This is a genomic window from Phenylobacterium sp. (assembly GCF_020253645.1).
Classification (GTDB): domain Bacteria; phylum Pseudomonadota; class Alphaproteobacteria; order Caulobacterales; family Caulobacteraceae; genus Phenylobacterium.
The window spans coordinates 1-19,928 of sequence record NZ_JADCBG010000064.1 but is presented as its reverse complement, the minus strand read 5'-3'; the positions used below and the strand labels follow the sequence as shown (position 1 = coordinate 19,928).

Below are 19,928 nucleotides of genomic sequence, written 5' to 3'. Positions count from 1 at the left end.
TCATCCGGTCGCGCATGGCTGCCTCACAGATCGATGCCGTCATTGGGATCGAGCGCCACCTGCCGCGCCACGCCGCGCATCTGCTGCCGCAGCGCCTGCCCCTGCCGCGCGGCGTCCTCGGGCTCATCGTCCAGCATGATGGCGAACTCGTCGGCCGCTGCCGGTCCGGTCGTTTCCTTGGCGATCGCGACATGGTCGGGCAGCTCCGGCTCGCGCCGCAGACCGCCATTGGCTGCGTCTTCTGCCTTGTCGAGCTGGGCCGCGAGGTCTGCGTCGGGCCGCTGCGGCTTCAACTCGGCCCAGGCGTCCTTTCGAGTCGAACGCCTGCATTTCGTCGGATCCGGCGACGGCAGGATGCGCTCCTTGAACCGGCGATCCTCGAAATAGCGGGCCTTCTTGGCTCGGATGGGATGGACACCGGCGGCCATGACGATCTCGTCGGTCGCTGGCAGTTGCATCACTTCGCCGGGGGTGAGGAGCGGCCGCGCCGTCTCCGAGCGCGAGACCATCAGGTGACCGAGCCATGGGCTGAGCCGATGCCCGGCATAGTTCCGCATCGCCTTCATCTCGGTGGCGGTGCCGAGCGCGTCGCTCACGCGCTTGGCGGTGCGTTCGTCATTGGTCGCGAAGCTCACCCGCACATGGCAGTTGTCGAGGATCGCATTGTTCGGGCCATAGGCCTTCTCGATCTGGTTCAGCGACTGGGCGATGAGGAACGACTTCAGGCCGTAACCCGCCATGAAAGCGAGTGCGCTCTCGAAGAAGTCGAGCCGGCCGAGAGCTGGAAACTCGTCGAGCATCATCAGCACGCGATGCCGCCGGTCTCGCGCATGAAGATCTTCGGTCAGGCGCCGGCCGATCTGGTTCAGCACCAGCCGGATGAGCGGCTTCGTCCGGGATATGTCCGATGGCGGAACCACCAGGTAGAGCGTCGCCGGTTTCTCGTCGGCGATCAGGTCGGCGATCCGCCAGTCGCAGCGGCGCGTCACCTCCGCCACCACCGGGTCGCGATAGAGGCCCAGGAACGACATGGCGGTGGACAGGACGCCCGAGCGCTCGTTGTCGCTCTTGTTGAGGAGTTCGCGCGCGGTCGACGCCACGACGGGATGGGAGCCGCCGGCTCCGAGATGCGGCGTCGTCATCATCGCCTTCAGCGTGGCTTCGATCGGACGGCGCGGATCCGACAGGAAGGCGGCGACACCGGCCAGCGTCTTCTCCTCTTCGGCGTAGAGGACATGCAGGATGGCGCCGACGAGCAGCGAATGGCTCGTTTTCTCCCAGTGATTGCGCTTGTCGAGCGAACCTTCGGGATCGACGAGAACATCGGCGACGTTCTGCACGTCGCGGACTTCCCACTCGCCGCGTCGCACTTCCAGGAGCGGATTGTAGGCGGCCGACTTGGCGTTGGTGGGATCGAACAGCAGGACGCGGCCGTGCCTCGCGCGGAAGCCGGCGGTCAGCTGCCAGTTCTCGCCCTTGATGTCGTGGACGATGGCAGAGCCCGGCCACGTGAGGAGCGTGGGGACGACGAGACCGACACCCTTGCCCGATCGCGTCGGTGCGAAGCACAGGACATGCTCCGGCCCGTCGTGCCGAAGATAGGCGTCGCCGAGCTTGCCGAGGACGACCCCATCGGGTCCGAGCAGGCCAGCTGCCTTCACCTCCCGGAGTTCGGCCCAGCGAGCCGAGCCATAGGTCTCGACATTCTTGGCCTCACGGGCGCGCCACACCGACATCGCGATGGCGACGGCGATGGAGATGAAGCCGCCGGAGGCGGCGATCACCGCGCCTTCGACGAAGATCGGCGGCGCATAGGCGTCGTAGAAATACCACCACCAGAAGAATGCGGGTGGGTGGTAGACCGGCCAACCCGCCAGCTCGAACCAAGGCGTGCCGAGCTGCGCCTGAAAGCCGAGCCGCCAGGCGGTCCATTGGGTCGCGCCCCAGGTCGTGAGCAGCACGATGAGGAAGACGGTGGTGATCTGGCCCCAGAGGATTTTCGTCGCGGACATCGGTGGCGGTCCTTTCTTCCTTGTCGGTCAGAGCGCGAGCCCGCGCTTGCGGCCGAGACCCCATTCGATGCCGCCGCCGTCGTTCACGGCGCCGGCAACATGCTGGCCGAGCTTGCGTTCGATCTCGCGGGACCAGGGCACGAGCTGAAAGCCGAGGCCCCCATCGCGTCCCTTGCTCTCGATCATCGCGAAGCGGCCGGAGGAGAGGTCGAGACGCTGGCGATAGATGCCGGCGACCTGATCGCCGGCGGCCAGCTTGATGTGCGCCAGACCGGTCTCGGCGGAGAGGCGCGCCCCGACCGCATCCAGTTCGCGCCGCCGCAGCGTGGCGAGGAGGTCGCGTTGCAGGATGATCCGCTGACCTTGGCGGCGACCGAGGCCTTGGTCGGTGAGATGCTCGGCCCGCGCCTGCAGAGCGTCGCGCACCTCGCGGCCGAAGCCCCCCATCGACAGCGGCATAGGGTCCGCTTCCACCAGCCGATGGTCCAGCCACGTGGCTCCCGGCGCCCTGATCTGCCGGCTGAGATCGAGGTCTGACCGGTGTGCGAGGACCAGTGTCGGGCGCGGCTCATCGGCACGGCCAAAGCGCCGAACTTCCACGATGCCGCCGATCGGGGGTGCGTGCTCGAAGGCCTCGACACCGCGGAACCGGACATGGTGGGCCCGGCCGTCGGTGCCGTCGATCACCGCATAGGCTTCGCCCGTCAGCTCATCGTGCAGGCCGCGATCGACCAGCCGCCCGATGATCGGCGCCTGTCCGCTGCCGCCTTCGATGACATAGTCGGCGACAGCGCGATCCTCACCGCGCTCGGCGAAGGCCCGGTGCATGGTCTTGATGATGTCCCCGCGAAGCCCGAGGTCGCGCAGGTGGCGTTCGGCGTCGAGGCCGACCATCCACTCGCCGGGCCTGGCGGATGACGCGAGGCCCATCTTCTCCAGGTGCTGGAGCCGGCCGATCATGAGCCGGCGGGTCTGGGGATCACCGGCACCGGATTGCTCGGGACGAAGATCGATGAAGCCGGTCTCGTCGGCGGCTATGCGAATCTCGACATCGAGGCGAGTCCAGCGCTCGGCGGTCATTTCGCGCTCGAGCGCCGTCTTGATCTCGTGCTCCGGCTTCGGGCCGAGTTCGATCGACACGAGATCCTCGGCCCGGGATCGCAAGCCGCGGCTGATGTAGTCGCGTGAGATGACGAGGTCGGCGCCCTGGGCGTCAATACCTCGCACCAGCAGGTGGACGTGGGGATTGTCGGTGTTCCAGTGATCGACCGCGACCCAATCGAGCCGGGTCCCGAGGTCGGCTTCCATTTGGCGCGCGAGGTCGCGCGTGAAGGCGCGCAGATCCGTCATCTCGCCGGCGTCCTCGGGCGAGATGATGAAGCGGAAATGGTGCCGGTCGTCCTTCGAGCGCGCGGCGAAACCAGCGTCATCGGCGCGGTCGCTGTCGGCATCGAACATCACGGCCTTTTCACCGTCGCGCGTGACGCCGTCGCGCTTGAGATAAGAGAGGTGGGCATTGAGCGGCGCAGACCGAAAGGCCCGGCCCTGGTGGCGGGCGATCCGCGCCTTGACGACGACGCGGCGCGACGAGCTGAAAAGCCGCGCGCGGCTGAAGGCAATCCGTCCGCGCCCGAAGCTCGAACGGCCATAGCCGGACGCCTTGCGGCCTGGACCGCCGCCGGTGCCGACATGCCCCGAGCGCTTGGCGGCGCGCAGGACTTGGTTGATGAAGCTCTTGGGCTTCGGCGCCCGCGTCGAACCGATGCGGCCCGGCCGGACCCGGAAGTCGCTGTCGCCGTCGCTCATCGCCGGCCTCCGGCGGGCCAAACGCGGGACAGTGCCGGCAATGTCCTTGAAATATCGTGGAAAATAGCCGGAACCGGCACTGCCCCCGACCGACCGGCACGTGAAAAGCCATGCGAAAGCAATGGCTTGCACGCGAGTGGCGAGCCGCTTTTATCTCGCCGTCTGTTGCTCGTGTCTGCCTCGCCCCAACCGCCCGATGCCGCCTCTTTCCGGGAGATCGCTACACCGCGCCGGAGTGCGATTCTGGTCATGGACGCCCCCCATCATCGGCGCGGGTCACGAAGATGCCTGCCGTCTGCGTCGAACCGGCGGTTGGGGGTTGCTGCGGATCTGCCGTTCGGCTGCCGTTCCTTTGACGATCGGGCTGCGATCGTTCCGCTGCAACGCTGCCGTCGGAGCGCGCGACGAACAACGGAGACCGAGTCCACGCGAGCGGGTCGACGGTCGCGACAGCGACGCCGGCAGCGAGCGGCTCACTGCCGATCAACGGCGCGATCGCGGCCACGTAGGCGATGGTCTCGGCGGGCAGCGCGCGGCCAGCCGAGAGATAGTCATCGTAGCGCCCGGGGCCGGCATTGTAGGCCGCGAGGAAGCCCGGCGCGCCGTAGCGATCGTGCATTTCGCGCAGATAGGCTGCACCAGCGAGGATGTTGTCGCGCGGGTCAAAGGGATCGGCGCCCAGACCGTGGCGCGCCCGCAGATCTGCCCAAGTCGCGGGCATGATCTGCATGAGTCCCATCGCGCCTTTGGGCGAGACCGCGCGGACACGACCGCCGCTCTCGACGCGCATGACTGCCCAGATCCAGCGTTCGGGAATGCCGAACCGCTGCGCTGCCTCGGCGACCGCTCGTGTGTAAGCCGAGCCTGCCGCGGGTCGCTCGATGACCGAGGTCTGCGCCAGAGACGGCGCGGGCATCGCGCGGGCAAAGGCCAGGCCGGAAAGGAGAAGGAAGGGGAATCGGCGGGCGGCCCCTTTCGCTCCGGCAGCGGGCTGACGACGGGAGACGTGCATCGATCAGTCCCGCTCGCTGCGCTTGGTCGGCCGGTTCCAGTAGAGACCCCATGCTGATTTGTGGTCGGCCGACTGGAACAAGTTGGCTCGGATCGGCTGCGCGAAGGTCGGATCGTCGAGCTGCAACGACACATATTCGCCGGCCTTCTCGCCGGTGCGCTTCCATCCCGCCCCCACTTCCGGCCCATCGGCATCATCGCCGAGGTGAACGCGATAGTCGGGCGCGTTCTCGGCGTCGGAGTGCTCCGCCGCCACCAGCACCAGAGCGGCGTCGAGAGCGAGCGTGCGGATGCGGCCGCCATAGCCGCTCTTGGTGCGGGTGAATTCTCCTATCAGGCTCATGGCAACCTCCTTGGCGATGCGGTGGAACGGGTCATGGCTGCGCCGTCACCGCGTCGGCGCGCGCCAGACGAAGCGACCGTCGCCGTCTTCGTCGGTGTAGAGAGGCGTGGCCCGGCCGATCACGGTGGTGACGGCGAGAGGCCCGAAGTAGCGGCCGTCCAGGCTGTCCCGGACGCCGATGTTCATGAGGAAGAGTTCGCTCGCGCCGATCCGGTGGCAGCCTCTCCAGATAGGCAGCGTGCGTCCCAGACGGTCGCGGTCGAGCGCATTGCCGACGGTGATCCCGTCGACGGTAATGTCCCCTCCCGAACGGCAGACTGTCTGCCCGGGAAGTGCGGCAACGCGCTTCAAGAGCGGTACGCCGCGCGGCAGATAACCCCGGTCCGCGAGGAAGGCGGCAAGCGGCTCCGGCGCATTGACCGCGACAAGGTTGGTGACCTCGAGCGGCGTAGCCGAACCGATCTCATAGAGGCCGACCGGGACGCTGGCCGATGCGTTCCAGACGAGCCGCGGTGCAACGTGCACCATCGCCAGCGTGATCAGGAGGAGCGCGGCGCCCGTGGCCGTCAGCAGGTAGCCGGCGCGCGTCATGGCTCGGCCCTCTGTCGCAAGCGCCAGGCGCGGTGCTGCTGTCGGGAGTAGGATCGCGGGGCGTCCCCGGCGGCGAGCCGGTTATGGACATGGCGCCAATAGTCAGGCGCAGCTTCGGCGGGATCGATGTCCAGCGCTTCGATCGCGTCGATCAGAAGCAGCACGCGTTCGACGTTCGGCCAGCCGCTCGTTTGCAGCAGGATTTCACCACCGGGCCGCACCGAGGGGAGCGTCTGATAGCCTTCGCCCGCGCCGACGGCGCGCAGGATGTCGATGCGCGAGACGACGGTGCCAAAGCCATTCGATGCCCAGCGGACGAAGGCGAAGACAGCCCCGGCGGGGAAGCTGAGGACGCGGCGCCGTCGGTCGAGGATCTGCTCGTGGACCGCGTCGCCGAAGCGGATCCAGTGCTCGATCTGCTTCTCGCGCCAAACCAGTTCGACCTCGGTGAGCCGACCGGGAGGTGATGACGGCCGAACGCCCGCTGCGCCATGAATTGCCGGTGCGCTCATGGCGCGTCCCCCTCGGCAGGAAAGGCGCCTGCGAGGAGCTCGCGCAGCATGTCCGCGACGGTTTGGCCGCGCTGGAACGCGGTGACCTTGATCCGGCCGCGCAGGTCCGGCGTGACGTCGATCGTGAGGCGCGCGGTGTAGGCCATGGTGTCGGCCTTGCGGCCGTGCGGATCGTCGGCGGCCTTGATCCAGGTGTCCGGGTCGCCGGGCCGCGCGGCGAAGCTGCGCCTGGTCATGGTGCGAGCCTCCCGACGTCGGCGCAGAGCGCTGCGATCTCGCGCGTGCCGGCACGCTGGCCATCGAGCTCCGAGATCAGGCGGCCGGATTGCGCGGCATCCGCAAAGCCGACGCGTTGGCCGATCGCGCTCGCCAGCACCGGCGGATCGTGTTCGGCAAGCGCCTTGGCGGTCTCGCGTGCGATGATGGTGCGCGCGCCACAACGGTTGAGCACGAACCGGGCGACAAGCGATGGGCGGAACAGGCGTGCTTCGCGGAGCAGTGCCAGCATCTCGGCCGACGCCCATCCGTCGAAGGGCGACGGCTGAACCGGGATGAGGACGAGATCGGCGGCAAGCAGGGCCGATCGCATCAGCCCGGCGACGCGCGGCGGCCCATCGATCACCACATGATCGGCGCCGCGCGCCAGTTCGGGCGCTTCGCGGTGCAAGGTGTCGCGCGCCAGCCCGATGACGGCGAAGCGGCGGGGCAGGCCTTCACGGGCGCGGGCTTCGGACCAGTCGAGCGAGGAACCCTGCGGATCGGCGTCGATGAGCATGACACGCTGGTCGCGGCTGGCCCATTCGCCGGCGAGATGGAGCGCGAGCGTCGTCTTGCCGACGCCGCCTTTCTGGTTGAGCAACGCGACGATCATGACCGCGCGCTCCGTCGGCCGCGGGGTGGTTTTCCACCGTCGCCCCGCTCCAACAAGAAGTTAGAATCTTTGTTAGACTCTAAGTTAAGGCTCGGAATTGCCGTTTCAGGCCAGAGGGTTAGTTGCGATCCGCGCGCCCGAAGTCCCGATACGGCTGCGCCCGAAATCCCGATACCATTTGCGCCCGAAGTCCCGATCGCATCCACAACGCCATCCACAGGCCCTGTGGACAAGTTGATGGGTCGAATGTGCAGGCGTTCTTGACGACCCGCACGCTCCAGAGCCAAGCGATAGCCGGGCAGCGGCTGGCGGGCGACGATGCGGCGGATGTCGATGGCGAAGTCGGAAACACGCGCCTGGCTGCCCGATTTGGCGTGCAGGTGCGCGATTTCGAAGGTCCAGCCCGCTGGCTGACGGCCGGCATGCTTGCGCGCGACCCGATAGAGCCAGCGCTCGATGCCGCCGGTCAGTCGGAAATAGGCGGGATCGATGGCGAGGACGAGCGAGCGGTCGATGACACCGCGATAGAGCCAGTCGGGCAGGACGAATTCCATGCCTTCCACGCGGCCGTCGCGCGTCGTGCATTCCCCCCACTCGTTGATCCAGGAGAATTGCTGACGCCGCCAATTCTCGCCGTTGCGGATTGTGGTGCGGATGACCGTCGACTGAAGGCGCGCCAGAGCGCCCTTGAGGAGCCGATAGTCGCGCGATCCGGTCTGGCGCCCGATCGCGGTCAGGAGTTGATACGGCGTAAACCGCAGGAAGCGTGAGGTTTGGAAGCCGAGGTTTGCGGCTTCGACGATCTGGCTCGCGGCCCAGATCAGGATATCGGCGTCCCAGATCGTGGCCATGCCATGCTCCGGGACCGCGAAGACTTCGACGCGGACGTCGCCGGCTTCATAGTGGATTGGTGAGGTGCGCTTGGCCTTGGCGAGCGAGAAGAAGGGCCGCTCCATCAGATCGCGCTGATCGCGCGGGCTGGCGTCGCCGGTGGCGACGACGAACGGATCGAGCCGTGATCGTTCGCTTGAGGAGAGGGCGCGCTGCCGCGGCGGCATATCCGACGGCTCAGCGGGCTTGGCCGCCGCCAAAGGCAGGCGTGACGGCAGCATGGCGCTTGGCGGGAAGGACACTGCCGCGCGGATCGGACGTCGAGGTGACGAAGCCGCGGTCGGCCCACGCTTTCAGGTCCTCGAGCGCGTAGACCACGCGCCCGCCAAGCTTGCGATAGGCGGGACCGGTGCCGTAGGTCCGGTGCTTCTCGAGCGTGCGATCCGAGAGACCGAGGAAGCGGGCCGCTTCAGGCGTGCGGAGAAAGCGTTGCGGCACGCCGGCGCCATTGGGTGACATGATCGGGCCTCCGAGTTTGCGCGAGAGCCGCAGGGGGACAGCGGCGGTTGGCGGCTACCCTGGCGGACCGCGAAGTTGCGGAGGGAGTGGGAAGCTGGCGGGAGCAAATCCCCACACCAGGCGTGCTAACGTCGACGGCGATGGCTCAGCAGGCGTCGATAGCCGCCGGCGATCATGGCGAGGCCGCCGCGCACGAGGTCCATCGTCGCAAACCTGCGCGAGGATGTTTTCCACGGTTCATCAGCAAGGTCGCGCGTGCCGAACAGTGTCACGGCGATTTCGCGGTAGCTGGCGCCGCTGAGACGACCGTCCACGGCCTGCAACATCCGTCGCGCACGTTGACGTTGCTGCCGCGTGAGCCTTGTGTCGGCAGGGATCGCGCGACCATGAAGCGAACTCAGGAGACGGGCGACGGCCTCGAGCCGATCGAAGCCTTCGGGGCCGAGCGGGATGACGGCCGCCGCGCCTTCGTCCGCGCCGAATCCGCTGAGGCGCAGGATCTGGAGCCGGTCGCCATTCGTGAGGGTGTGGACGAAATGGGAGCCTAGCGCGTCTGATTGGCCGGGCGCCTGCGCGTCAATGTATTGTGACGTGTCGTCCTTCGGCAGGATGGCGGGCGGTGCGGTCAGTAGTACGACGCCAGTGTTCACGGTGGGCGCCCAGATGGGCGCGGCCTCTTTGGCGTCGAGGGCCGGCGACAACAGGAAATCGCAGCCCCCATCGAGACTTCGTCGCCTCGATTGCTGCGGTGTCGGCGTTCGGTTCCAACTGAGCGGCCTCGAAGTCGCGCTGATAGTCCTCGTTCCGGCGCAGCCATTCCCAAGCGAGTTCGGGCGAGACGAGGCCTTCGACGTATTCGTAGCGCTCGGGTGATCGCCAGTGCGAGATGTCGGGGGTCATGTATCCTCCGCCAGCAAACCTGCAGCAGCTTCGCTGCGCAGGATTCCGCCACGAAAGCGCCAGCGGAAGCCGGAGAATCGGAAACGGGCGATGCCGCCGCGGCATCACCCCCGCATTACCGGCGCGGGTGCTCGTGTGCGAGCTCGCGGTAGCCGTGTTGGCTCATCCACTTGGCGCGGGCGAGATGGCTGTCATGGACGCGGCGCGCGCGCTCCGGTTCGGCAGTCGGGTTGATGCCGAACAGGATCGACACGGCTTCTTCCCATGCCGCTCCGTCCGACGCGGCATCGAGGAGACGGAGGTAGAGCGTCATGTGCTCGCGATCATAGTCGGTGACCGACGCGCTCTCGGGCGGCCGTTCGAGGAATTCTGCCTTTGTCACGACGCCCCACCCGGAATCACAGAGCCCCTGCGTGTCGGCATGGCGTTAACCAAGCCCGACTTCGACGGCAACTGGTATGGCTGTTGGCCCGCAACGCGGGTTGGCCGTCGTGGAACGGCGCTAACTCCTCTTCCGCATATCGCTGGCGGCTTTTCGGCCATGGACGAGCATCACCCCTTCACCTTGGTCGGACTGCAGAAGGACGATGCCATGCGCTTCGAATGCCCGGCGCACTTGATCGCGCGTGCTCTCGTAGACCTTCAAGTCGCTTTCCGACTCGAGGCGCTTGAGCGCGGTCAGTGATACACGGGCTTCGTCAGCGAGCGTCTCCTGTGTCCAACCCAGCAGCGCGCGTGCGGCCCGCGACAGTCGGGCGGTGATCATGCATGATCACCTCCACTCGGACCTCAGCGCACGCCAGAACTACGACTATAATAGTCGTTCTCTGCTTCTCGGGCCAGACTGAAGAGCGTCTATTGCGGTCGTTCGAGTAGTTCAGGCCGCAAGCTGATTCGGATGCTTTGGGAGACGAAGACCCCGTCCGGATCGACCGGACGGGGCGTCGCTAGAGCCTCAGTCGCCGTTGCGGCGGCTGGGGCGGGACCAGATGAGGCTGAAAGCTTCGCCGTCCTCGTCGTCGAACAAGTTGGCGTAGATCGGGGCGTTGAAGCTCGGGTCGTCCAGCTTGAGACCAAGATAGTCGCGGCCTTCGTTGGAGCGCTTGGACCAGGCGGCGCCGATCTCGGCGCGACCGACCAGGACGCGGTGGCTGGGGGCGTTCTCGCCGGTGGCCCGGGTCTCGGGGACGATGCGGACGTTCTTGGCCTGAACGCTCAGGGTGACGATTTCGCCGGTGAACTCGTTCGTGCCGGTCTTCTTGAAGGTGCCGATGGTCGCCATGTCAGTTCTCCTCGATCTGAAGTCTCGAGCCCGCACCATTGCGGCCTCGATGGCGATCGATGGGCCGGAGACGATCGACGGCGCACCCCTGCCTGGGGTCCCCAGTTTGCTGGGGTAGGCTTGGGGCCTGACAGCAAAGGAGGAACTTTCTTGTCGCGCGAGGAATGACGGCGCAGCCGGCAGGGGAAGAAAGTTGTGACGCCGCTGTTGCGCCATAGGCGAGCGAGGCGTTAGCCGGTCTTCGGCCAGATCAGGCCATTGATGAGGCCGCTTGGGTGCGCTCGATCTGGCTAGATCCCGAGGGGATGACGTGGCGCCGCAGGGCATCGGCCAAGGTGGCATGCGCGGTTCACGCGATCGACTTTCTGAGCGCTCAGCTGGCACGTCGCGTCCGGCTGATGAGGGGCGCCTGACCAGTGCCGCCTGTCGACCTGCGCTTGGTTCGTTGCCGGATGAGCAGCCTCGGATCAGACGATCAGCGAGCCCGGCGGGATGACAGGTTGCGCGCTGCCGTGCGCGCCTTTTCGCCCGATTCCACGTCAGATCGACGGTTGACGCGCGGTGCATCACCGCCTTTTGGTCCGGCTGCGTGTTCAGTTCGGCATTCAGGCATTGGCAATGCCTCGGCTGGTCGATCCGGGCGGGGTCAGTGACGTCACGCGGATGAAGGCCGTGACTGCAACGGCGATTGCCCCGACGACCGAGAACACGAGCTGCCAGGTTTCCGAGGGCATGGTGTGCTTCACGATGCCATGCGTCGCGTGAAAGCCCGCGATGGCTGCGGGCGCAACGAAAGCTAGGGCGACGAAGATTTTCAGCCAGGCCGGCCGCAGGATGGCGAGCAGAAGCTGGCCGACGCCGAGTGCCATTCCGGCGGCAGCTGCGCCGATGACGATGGCGCCGACCAGGCCCGCGCCGGTCTCATGCGCCCAAATGCCCGCGCTGACGCCGATGAAGGCTGGAAGCGCAAATACGGCGAGCGTGAACAGCAACCAGCAAAGCACGCCGATGGCGGCAAGCGAACCGAGAATGGCGAAGACGATCATGGTGGTGGCCTCCGTAAGAATAGGTCTGACGGGTGCGCCATCCACCACCACCAAGGCGCGAAGCAGAGTATAGCCAAATTCGACGCGTTTCGGGAGCGGAAATCGAAGCGATCTCCGCCCGCGAAGCTGTACCGCCAGACGTCAAACTTCGAACGGATCGATCTCGGCCACGATCTCGGCATCGCCGTCGAACTCGTTGCAGGGAGTGACAGACAGCGTGCCGTCGCCCGCCCGGAAGATGATGATGGCGACCATGAGGGTGCCAGCGAGGCTATTTGCGAAGGCATATGCGTCGTTGAGGGACATCGATCCGGCTCCTGTTCCGAGCGGAGGACCATCCCCCGCTGACAGGCGCCCGAAGTGTCGGACTGAGCGCTGCAATCACCGCGCAGGCGCAGCCGAAGCGGCGGCATGCTCGCATAGCCGACCCTTTACGGGTTGATGGCGTCAGGCGATCAGTCTGACCAAGGATCAGCGCAGATAAGCGGGGGATGCGGAGTTCCAGAACAGTGGTCGGGCGAGCCAGTAAGCTGGTGTCGAGGCTGCTGTTCGTGCAAACCACAGAACTTGACGTGGTCATCAGGCGAAGGCTTTCTGCCGATATGCTTAAACCGTTCAACGCCATCCAAATTCGCGTGTCGATTGACGACATTGCGCCGCCTGCTTGGAGGCGTCTGATCGTACCGATCGACTGGAATCTGGAGCAACTCCACCTGACGATCCAAGCCGCATTCAACTGGTGGAATTACCATCTGCATGAATTTCAGATCGGTGGTTTGCGTTTTGGCGATGCGGCTGCTGCCTACGAAGGCTCCTGCGAGGATGATCCAAAGGTCTTTGAGCAAACGGACGTTCGCTTGGGTGACTTCATGAGAACTGGAGCAAGTTTCAAATACCTTTACGATTTCGGCGACAGCTGGTCGCATACAGTTGAGTTGGAGCAATGGCTTTCCTTCGATGTTGCACCAAAGACGGCTAAATGCGTCGAGGGTGCACGGGCTCGCCCGCCTGAAGATGTCGGCGGAATCCTTGGCTATGAACGGTTTCTTGAAATCTTGGCTGACCCGAGTGACCCGGAACATCGGGAAACCAAGCAATGGTGTGGAGGATATTTCGATCCCGAGTGGTTCGACCTGGCCACTGTCGACAAGGACGTGAGCAATGCACTGAAGCCCAATGTTAAGCGGCGCCTTCATCAGCCCAAACCACAAAAGGCGTAGCTGCTTCGGTGGCGCCTACGCGCCACCTGAACCGAATCTCCAGACCGGGATGCCGAGCTTCTTCGCCTTGTCGGCCAGGTTGTCCTGAATGCCGGTGCCGGGGAAGACGATGAGCCCGATTGGCAGCACGTCCAGCATCTGATCGTTGCGCTTGAACGGGGCTGAACGGCCGTGCTTGGTCCAGTCGGGGGCAAAACCGATCTGCGCGACGCCGCGGTGGTCGGCCCAGCGGGCGGCGATCTTCTCGGCCCCTTTCGGAGACTTGCCGTGCATCAGCACCATATCGGGATGCTTCGCGCGGACCTGGTCGAGCTTGGCCCAGATCAGTTGGTGGTCGTTGAAGTCGAGCCCGCCGGTCAGCGCGATCTTCGGCCCGGCGGGCAGCAGCACCTCGCGATCGGCGCGCTTGCGTGCGGCGATGAAGTCGCGGCTGTCGATCATCGCAGAGGTGAGCTGGCGATGGTTGACGCGTGAGCCATGGCGGGGAGACCAGTTCGAGCCGGTCGTCTTTCGGTAGAGGTCGGCGCCGGTGTCGCGAAAGAGTTCGAGGGCGTCGCGTCGCTCGATCAGCCGCTGTCCTGTGGCTATCAGCGCTTCGAGTTGCACGGCCTTCACCTCGGAGCCGTCCTGTTCACGCTGCCCTTGCTTTTGCGCCTGCTCGTTGTCGTCGAGTGTGCGTTCGACCCGTTCGACGGCGCGGTGGAAGCTGTTGACCGTTGACCACAGCAGGTCATCGAGGTCTGCATCGAGGCCGGTGTCGGCCATGGTGGCGATCAGCGCATCGAAGATGTCGGCGACGGCGCCTGCTATCACGCGATCTTCCGGGATAGGCCGGGGATCCGGTTCATCCTCGCGCGGGTGGAAGCCGTAGAGCTGAAGCTCGGTCAGAACGTGGTCGGTGGAAGAGGAGGTGTGGTCGGGCTCGAACTCGTCATGCTCGCTCATGGTAAGCTCCGTTCGCTGGACCGCGACCGCCGCGGCCTTCATGGCGACGAAGCCGTCGGACGGGCTGGACTGGCACCCGGAGCGAAGCGAGGGGCCGCAGCGTGAGCGAAGGACCGCAGGGGCCGGCTATTTTGTCTCGCGATGGAAAGGCCCGAGCCGGGGTCCCCGCGCGGCTTGGCCGCGTGGGGTGGAACGGGCCGCCGGAAAATAGTCGGCCACAAGGTTGCCCGGACGGACCGTCTGATGGCCGATCGCCCTCTGGAAGGCCGGGGCGCGGTCCTCTGGCGCAATGGTGATCCCAGATGCGGGCTTTATACGAAGTGCTCGACCAACAACCACCCGCCTTCATCTCGGCTAGGCTGCGTGCTCCATGAAGCGTGCGACATCCTGGGGCGCGATCTGGATGCGGATGGCCGCCCGGAGCGCCTCGAGGCCGAGGAGCCGGAGGTCTTCATTGAAGTCGCCGAGGGTCGGAGAGAGGATGAGCGTCTCGATTCCCGCGTCGTCCGCGCGGGTCATCAAGGTCGTCATCGCTACATCGCCGGCGGGATCGTCGTCACGCGCGACATACAGACGGTCCAGCGTGTCGGGGAACTGGATGGCGGCGAGATGTGCCGCTGAAAGCGCGGCCGCCATCGGCATGGTGGGCAGGACGCAGCGCAGCGACAGCATGGTCTCGACGCCTTCGCCGGCCGCCATCACTGAGCCCGGCAGTCCGAAGCGCACGGCAGACCCGAGGAGATTGCCCATCGCCCGCCTCGGTGTCTCGACTGGCGCCTTGCCCAGAGTCGCCTCGTTGAAGCCGCCGGGGTCCAGCCAGGTGCGGTGCGCGCCGGTGAGTTCGCCGTTGAGATCGGTGACGGCCGCGATGATTGCCGGCCAAATCTCGGTCGGCGCGTGTTCGTCGGGACGATAGTAGCAGCGGGGATGGAAGCGCAGCGATCCGGTTTCGTGCAAAGACGTAATGCCGCGTCTGCGCAGATAGGTTTCGGCGAGTGTGCCCCTGATCGGCTGCGCCATTGCGAACAGACGCCTCGCTGCTTCAGGCGATCCCGTTGGTGCCGCGGACGTCCTGCCTCGTCGCGGCTCTTGTGCTGGCTCTGGGTGCGGGAGGCTCAAGAAGCGCCGGGCTTCCTCAGCAATCTGCTTGAAGTCGGGAAGGCTGCAGGTTTCGCGGATGACGTCGAGCAGATCGCCATGCTCTCCGGTGGCGGCGTCGGTCCATTTGCCCGCAGCGCCTTTGCCGGTCACCGGCCCCTTGAGCCGCACGAACATCGAGCGGCCCGGCGTGTTGCGCACGTCGCCGACAAGCCAGTAGCCTCCCTGCCTTGTGCCGTTGGACAGATAGTGCCGGCACACGGCCTCGGCCTGGCCAGCAAGGCGGGCCGCCAGATCGGATGCGTCAAAGCCGGTCATCACGCGGCCTCCCGTTCAGAGATACGCGCGACGGGATAGCGCTCCATCACCTTGGCGAGGACGGCCACACCGGTCGCGTCGGTGGGAATGAACATGCGCAGCTTCCAGGAGATGATCTCGTGGAACAGCCCGTAGGACCGGAGGCGATCGCGCATCGTGTCGGAGAACCCCGACAGTTCGACTCGGTGGACGCCCATCACCCGCGCGCGGTGAAGTTGGAGGCCTTCAGCGAGATCGAGGACCGTGCCGCCTGCTACCAAGGCTGCGAAAGCATCGGCGGGTGTCAGCGTCGGCGCGCCGGTCGAGAGTGCGGTCGCTGCCCACGCCGGTGAGACTCGCCGACCGATGATGCGTTCGCCGTCGTCCGTTTGGAGGCGATAGACACGCGTGGACTCGTCCGGGAGACGCTTCCAGATCGGAAGCAGCAATCCGGCGACGACATGAATAGAGCTATCGGTGAATTCAGGGATTTGCGCCAGTTCGCGCTGCCACGCCGCCGCGAAGACATCGCGATCAGCCACCCGCCAATGGCTCTCCGCCATCGCCGCCATCGAAGAAAGGTGGTGTTCCATCGGCCGGAGCAAACGCACCCGGCGTTCAATTTCACCATCATCCAGCATAATGCTCGGGGCTGGCACCTGCACCGCCGCCCGGGCGGATCGCTCGTTGATGAGCAAGGCTGCCCGCGGGTCGGCCAGAAGCTCGAACGCCTGATCGAGCGACAGGGGCCGGTTGCGCTCGCGCTGCGTGATCGTCAGCAATCGGGTCTCGGCGCCGGTGGCGGGGTGCGTATAGATGGTGTGCCGGTCGGTGACAACGAAGCTCTCGGCCTTCAGCGTCTCCAGCCCGATGTCATAGGTGCCGCTGGCCAGCGCCCCGGCGATCCGGGCATTGAGAAGCTGCTCGAAGGCGGTGAACAACACGCCCTGGAGGTCGATGGTCAGCGCCAGCAGTCGGTTGAGAAAGGTCGTGATCGGCGGCAGCTCGTCGCGGATGCCGGTCTCGTCCATCAGGCTGAGGCCGGTGGCGCTCTCGAAGAGCTGGAGCGGGCAACCTTCGACCTTGCCGCGGACGATCAGCAGATAGAGCTGGCGAAGCGCGTCGCGCGCGTGGGGACTTTCGAGATTGTCCTCGGGTCTGAAGAGGCCCTGTCCGCCGGTCTGGCGCTGGCCGCGAGTGATTGCCCCGAGCGTGTCGAGCCGGCGGGCGATGGTCGACAGGAAGCGCTTCTCGGCCTTCACGTCGGTCGCGATCGGACGAAACAGCGGCGGCTGCGCCTGGTTGGTGCGGTTGGTGCGGCCAAGGCCCTGAATGGCGGCGTCGGCTTTCCAGCCCGGCTCGAGGAGATAGTGGATGCGAAGGCGCTGGTTCCGCGCCGCGAGGTCAGCGTGGTAGCTGCGCCCGGTTCCCCCGGCGTCGCTGAACACCAGGATGCGCTTGGCATCATCCATGAAGGCGGCGGTCTCGGCGAGGTTGGCGGAGCCGGGACGGTTCTCGACCATCAGCCGATCACCTTTGCGAATGATGCGCCGCGCGCGCCCGGTGACTTCGGCCACCATGTCGGTTCCGAAGCGCTGGACGATCTGATCAAGCGCGCCGGGCACCGGCGGAAGGCTTGCGAGCTTCTCGATCAACCGGTCACGCCGGGCGACCGCTTCGCGGCTCTCGACGGGCTGGCCGTCACGGGTAACGGGTCGCGAAGAGAGATTGCCTTCAGCGTCGGTGAACGGCTCATAGAGCTGCACCGGGAAGGAGTGCTGAAGGTAAGAAAGGACATATTCGCGCGGCGTGATGTCGACGCGCACGTCGTTCCATTCCTCGGTCGGTACCTCGGCCAGTCGCCGCTCCAACAGTGCCTCACCGGTGGAGACGATCTGGACGACAGCCGCGTGCCCCTCATCGAGATCGCGCTGGATCGAGCGGATCAGCGTCGGTGTCTTCATCGAGGTCAGCAGGTGCCCGAAGAAGCGCTGCTTGGTGCTCTCGAAGGCCGAGCGAGCGGCTGATTTGGCGCGCGGGTTGAGCGTGCCGGTCTCGCTGGTGATGTTCGCGGCGCGCATCGCGGCATCGAGGTTGTTGTGGATGATGGAGAACGCACCCGCATAAGCATCATAGATGTGGCGTTGCTCATCGGTGAGCGGGTGCCCGACCACCTCGTACTCGACGCCGTCATAAGACAGCGACCTGGCGGTATAGAGGCCGAGGGCGTGAAGATCGCGGGCCAGCACCTCCATCGCCGCGACGCCGCCGGCCTCGATGGCAGCGACGAATTCGGCCCTGGTGGCGAAGGGGAAGTCCACGCCGCCCCACAGGCCGAGGCGCTGGGCATAGGCGAGATTATGGACGGTGGTGGCGCCTGTTGCCGAGACATAGACGATGCGGGCGTCGGGGAGTGCGTGCTGGAGGCGCAAGCCTGCACGGCCTTGTTGCGAGGGTGCGACGTCACCTCGTTCTCCCTTGCCGCCGCCGGCGTTCTGCATGGCATGGCTCTCGTCGAAGATGATCACCCCGTCGAAATCGGAGCCCACCCAATCGACGATCTGGCGGACGCGCGAAACCTTCTCGGCTTTCTCATCGGACCGCAGCGTGGCGTAGGTGGTGAAAAGGATACCTTCCGGCAGTGTGATCGGTCGTCCTTGCGCGAAGCGGGAGAGCGGCGTCACGAGCAGGCGCTCCATGCCGAGCGCCGACCAGTCGCGCTGCGCATCCTCGATCAACTTGTCGGACTTCGAGATCCAGAGGGCCTTGCGCCGACCGTGCAGCCAGTTGTCGAGGATGATGGCGGCGGACTGGCGCCCCTTGCCCGCGCCCGTGCCGTCGCCCAGCATGAAACCGCGCCGAAAGCACACGGCGGATGCCGCGTCGTCCGGTGCAGCACTGACGAGATCGAACGTCGCGTCGATGGTCCAAGCGCCGCTGAGGAAGCCCGTGTGCGCCTCGCCAGCATAGATCACGGTTTCGAGCTGCGCGTCTGACAGGACGCCCTGTTTGATGAGCCGTTCGGGCAAGCGCGGGCGATAACTCGGCTTGGGCGGCGCGACCGACGCCATAGCCGCCGATTGCACGAGCTTGGTCGGATGGGCCTGAGAGCCGGGAATGCGGATCGTCTGAAGTCCGTATTCCTCGTAGATGGCGTCGGTCAGGCGACCGCCCTCGGCCGGCTGCCAGTCGAGGGTCTCATAGGCGAGATCCACGTAACTGGGCTCGTCGAGCGAGGATCTGAGAGCTGAATTCGCGGGACCGCGCGCAATCGGACGGGCAACCCGCTTCGACGTCATCGGCGACGGCGTGGGCAGGGCGAGAGAGTCCGCCAGCGTGGGGCGCGACGGAACATGCTTCGTGACCCAATCCATGAGAGTGCGCGCGTCGGGTGCGGTTCCCGGTGATGCCGGAAAGCGGGCCGGATCGTCTGCCGGCAGCTTGTCGAAGACGGTGAGCCGCGTGTCGATGGCGGTGCCGTGCTTGGCATAGACGGCGCCGTCGATGCTCGCGGTGAACACGACGCGCCCGCGCTCCTGCAGGCGCATGAACGCCTCGCGCCAGGCGGGATAGTCCGGGCCGCAATTGGCGCCCGTGATGGCCACCAGGCGCCCGCCTTCGGCGAGGCGGGCGAGCGCGGACGCGATGTGCCGCAGCGCCGCGTCGCCCATGCGCCCGGAGACATTTGCAAGTGCAGAGAATGGCGGGTTCAGCAGCACGACGGTCGGGACTGCGGCCGGGTCCAGGTAATCGTCGATCTGCGCCGCATCGAAGCGCGTGACGGGAACGGCCGGAAAGAGCGAGGAGAGGAGGCTGGCGCGGGTTTCTGCCAGTTCGTTGAGGATCAAGGTCGCGCCCGCGATCTCGGACAGGATCGCGAGCAAACCGGTTCCAGCCGAAGGCTCGAGCACGCGGTCGGAGGGCAGGATGGCGGCAGCGGTCGCCGCGATGAGTCCGAGCGGGATGGGCGTCGAGAACTGCTGGAAGGTCTCGCTGTCGATCGAGCGGCGCGTGTGCGTGGGAAGCAGCCCGGCGACTTTCGCGATCAGCGGCAGGGCGGCGGCCGGAGAACCGGCTTTGTGCAAAAGCGCTCTGCCGTATTTGCGGACGAAAAGAACGGTCGCTGCTTCGCAAGCATCATAGGCCAGCTTCCAATCCCAGGCTCCGGCAGCGTCGGACGCGTTGAAGCTCGCTTCCATCGCTTCACGAAGTAGGGTGGCGTCCACACGTCTGCCGGCTTCGAGATGGGGGAGGATGGATCGGGCGGCGCCGAGCAGTGCGGCGGTTCGGTCGGCGCGTGGCAGATGAGATGCCGGCGTATGTTCTTGTGCGGCTGGCGCGGAACGATCGTACATGGGGAAAACCTCGAAAGGAGAGCGGGAACAGGACGAGCCCATGGGCGCTCTCTCTCGACCGTCCGGGCTCAAACCCGTCCCGGCCCCTCTCGCCCTCTCGTGAGATGTACGCGTGCCTGCTTCAGCCGAAGCGCCGGCCAGCTTCGGTGAAGGTGTAGCCGTTCGCCGCAATCGCCTCGTCGACGGCCTCGTCCGAGGTCAGATGCTCGTATTCCCGTTGGAGCTGGCGGTAGAGCCAGCGGGCCAGATCTCGGAGCGCTTCGGAGACGGTATTTTCCGCATCGGTGGT

20 protein-coding genes and 2 pseudogenes are annotated in these 19,928 nt (G+C 66.2%); 1 reads left to right on the top strand and 21 read right to left on the bottom strand.

Translation table 11 applies throughout. The annotated features are described in order from the left end of the window. Positions 1 to 23: 23 nt before the first annotated feature. From INE98_RS04695 to INE98_RS04615, 17 genes and pseudogenes are all read right to left on the bottom strand, one after another. Entirely contained in the window at positions 24 to 2,012 is a 1,989-nt protein-coding gene (locus INE98_RS04695; RefSeq protein WP_293536983.1) for a conjugal transfer protein TraG, read from the bottom strand. 27 nt (positions 2,013 to 2,039) lie between these two features. Next, a complete protein-coding gene (locus INE98_RS04690) occupies positions 2,040 to 3,818 on the bottom strand; it encodes a DUF3363 domain-containing protein (RefSeq protein ID WP_293536981.1) in 1,779 nt (592 codons plus the stop codon). A 247-nt stretch (positions 3,819 to 4,065) separates the two neighbouring features. Beyond that, positions 4,066 to 4,830, bottom strand: a complete 765-nt coding sequence (locus INE98_RS04685) for a lytic transglycosylase domain-containing protein (RefSeq protein WP_293536979.1) — start codon at positions 4,828 to 4,830, stop codon at positions 4,066 to 4,068. 3 nt (positions 4,831 to 4,833) lie between these two features. Further along, complete coding sequence (locus INE98_RS04680) at positions 4,834 to 5,172, bottom strand: DUF736 domain-containing protein (protein ID WP_293536978.1); 339 nt, start codon at positions 5,170 to 5,172, stop codon at positions 4,834 to 4,836. A 45-nt stretch (positions 5,173 to 5,217) separates the two neighbouring features. Continuing rightward, the gene (locus tag INE98_RS04675) at positions 5,218 to 5,763 is read right to left on the bottom strand and encodes a S26 family signal peptidase (RefSeq protein ID WP_293536976.1); all 546 of its coding nucleotides are present in this window, start codon (positions 5,761 to 5,763) and stop codon (positions 5,218 to 5,220) included. Further along, positions 5,760 to 6,275: a DUF2840 domain-containing protein gene (locus INE98_RS04670; protein WP_293536975.1), complete on the bottom strand. Its 516-nt coding sequence runs from the start codon at positions 6,273 to 6,275 to the stop codon at positions 5,760 to 5,762. The genes INE98_RS04675 and INE98_RS04670 overlap by 4 nt, the downstream gene beginning before the upstream one ends. Next, positions 6,272 to 6,511, bottom strand: a complete 240-nt coding sequence (locus tag INE98_RS04665) for a hypothetical protein (protein ID WP_293536973.1) — start codon at positions 6,509 to 6,511, stop codon at positions 6,272 to 6,274. The genes INE98_RS04670 and INE98_RS04665 overlap by 4 nt, the downstream gene beginning before the upstream one ends. After that, positions 6,508 to 7,146, bottom strand: coding sequence for a ParA family partition ATPase (parA, locus tag INE98_RS04660; RefSeq protein WP_293536971.1), 639 nt, complete (start codon positions 7,144 to 7,146; stop codon positions 6,508 to 6,510). The genes INE98_RS04665 and parA overlap by 4 nt, the downstream gene beginning before the upstream one ends. Further along, on the bottom strand, positions 7,143 to 8,204 hold the full coding sequence (locus INE98_RS04655; protein WP_293536969.1) for a replication initiator protein A: 1,062 nt from the start codon (positions 8,202 to 8,204) through the stop codon (positions 7,143 to 7,145). Before INE98_RS04655 ends, parA begins: the two co-directional genes overlap by 4 nt. A 10-nt stretch (positions 8,205 to 8,214) precedes the next feature. Continuing rightward, positions 8,215 to 8,496: a helix-turn-helix domain-containing protein gene (locus tag INE98_RS04650; RefSeq protein WP_011579870.1), complete on the bottom strand. Its 282-nt coding sequence runs from the start codon at positions 8,494 to 8,496 to the stop codon at positions 8,215 to 8,217. 125 nt (positions 8,497 to 8,621) lie between these two features. Beyond that, positions 8,622 to 9,197: a DUF2285 domain-containing protein gene (locus tag INE98_RS04645; RefSeq protein WP_293536964.1), complete on the bottom strand. Its 576-nt coding sequence runs from the start codon at positions 9,195 to 9,197 to the stop codon at positions 8,622 to 8,624. Between the two features lie 58 nt (positions 9,198 to 9,255). Further along, a pseudogene (locus tag INE98_RS04640) lies at positions 9,256 to 9,396 on the bottom strand (DUF6499 domain-containing protein); the annotation flags it as partial. A 115-nt stretch (positions 9,397 to 9,511) separates the two neighbouring features. Further along, on the bottom strand, positions 9,512 to 9,778 hold the full coding sequence (locus INE98_RS04635; RefSeq protein ID WP_293536962.1) for a DUF2285 domain-containing protein: 267 nt from the start codon (positions 9,776 to 9,778) through the stop codon (positions 9,512 to 9,514). A gap of 120 nt (positions 9,779 to 9,898) precedes the next feature. After that, on the bottom strand, positions 9,899 to 10,162 hold the full coding sequence (locus tag INE98_RS04630) for a helix-turn-helix transcriptional regulator (RefSeq protein WP_062765793.1): 264 nt from the start codon (positions 10,160 to 10,162) through the stop codon (positions 9,899 to 9,901). A gap of 189 nt (positions 10,163 to 10,351) precedes the next feature. After that, a complete protein-coding gene (locus INE98_RS04625; RefSeq protein ID WP_011579875.1) occupies positions 10,352 to 10,678 on the bottom strand; it encodes a DUF736 domain-containing protein in 327 nt (108 codons plus the stop codon). A 605-nt stretch (positions 10,679 to 11,283) separates the two neighbouring features. After that, positions 11,284 to 11,724 (bottom strand): hypothetical protein, encoded by a 441-nt coding sequence (locus tag INE98_RS04620; RefSeq protein WP_293536952.1) that lies wholly within the window; start codon positions 11,722 to 11,724, stop codon positions 11,284 to 11,286. Positions 11,725 to 11,865: 141 nt separating this feature from the next. Beyond that, positions 11,866 to 12,030 carry a hypothetical protein gene (locus INE98_RS04615; protein ID WP_293536950.1) on the bottom strand — a complete coding sequence of 55 codons (165 nt, stop codon included), beginning with the start codon at positions 12,028 to 12,030 and terminating at the stop codon, positions 11,866 to 11,868. Positions 12,031 to 12,257: 227 nt separating this feature from the next. Here INE98_RS04615 and INE98_RS04610 point away from each other — a divergent pair, with 227 nt between their 5' ends. Beyond that, positions 12,258 to 12,944 (top strand): plasmid pRiA4b ORF-3 family protein, encoded by a 687-nt coding sequence (locus INE98_RS04610; protein WP_293536948.1) that lies wholly within the window; start codon positions 12,258 to 12,260, stop codon positions 12,942 to 12,944. A gap of 15 nt (positions 12,945 to 12,959) precedes the next feature. On the opposite strand, the gene INE98_RS04605 is transcribed toward INE98_RS04610, so the two are convergent. The 4 genes and pseudogenes from INE98_RS04605 to INE98_RS14515 form a co-directional block, all read right to left on the bottom strand. After that, on the bottom strand, positions 12,960 to 13,889 hold the full coding sequence (locus INE98_RS04605; RefSeq protein ID WP_293536946.1) for a DUF2493 domain-containing protein: 930 nt from the start codon (positions 13,887 to 13,889) through the stop codon (positions 12,960 to 12,962). A gap of 354 nt (positions 13,890 to 14,243) precedes the next feature. Next, complete coding sequence (locus tag INE98_RS04600; RefSeq protein WP_293536944.1) at positions 14,244 to 15,305, bottom strand: toprim domain-containing protein; 1,062 nt, start codon at positions 15,303 to 15,305, stop codon at positions 14,244 to 14,246. Then, positions 15,305 to 19,639 (bottom strand): strawberry notch family protein, encoded by a 4,335-nt coding sequence (locus INE98_RS04595; protein WP_293536942.1) that lies wholly within the window; start codon positions 19,637 to 19,639, stop codon positions 15,305 to 15,307. The genes INE98_RS04600 and INE98_RS04595 overlap by 1 nt, the downstream gene beginning before the upstream one ends. A 121-nt stretch (positions 19,640 to 19,760) precedes the next feature. Then, positions 19,761 to 19,928: pseudogene (locus INE98_RS14515) on the bottom strand (antitoxin of toxin-antitoxin stability system); the annotation flags it as partial.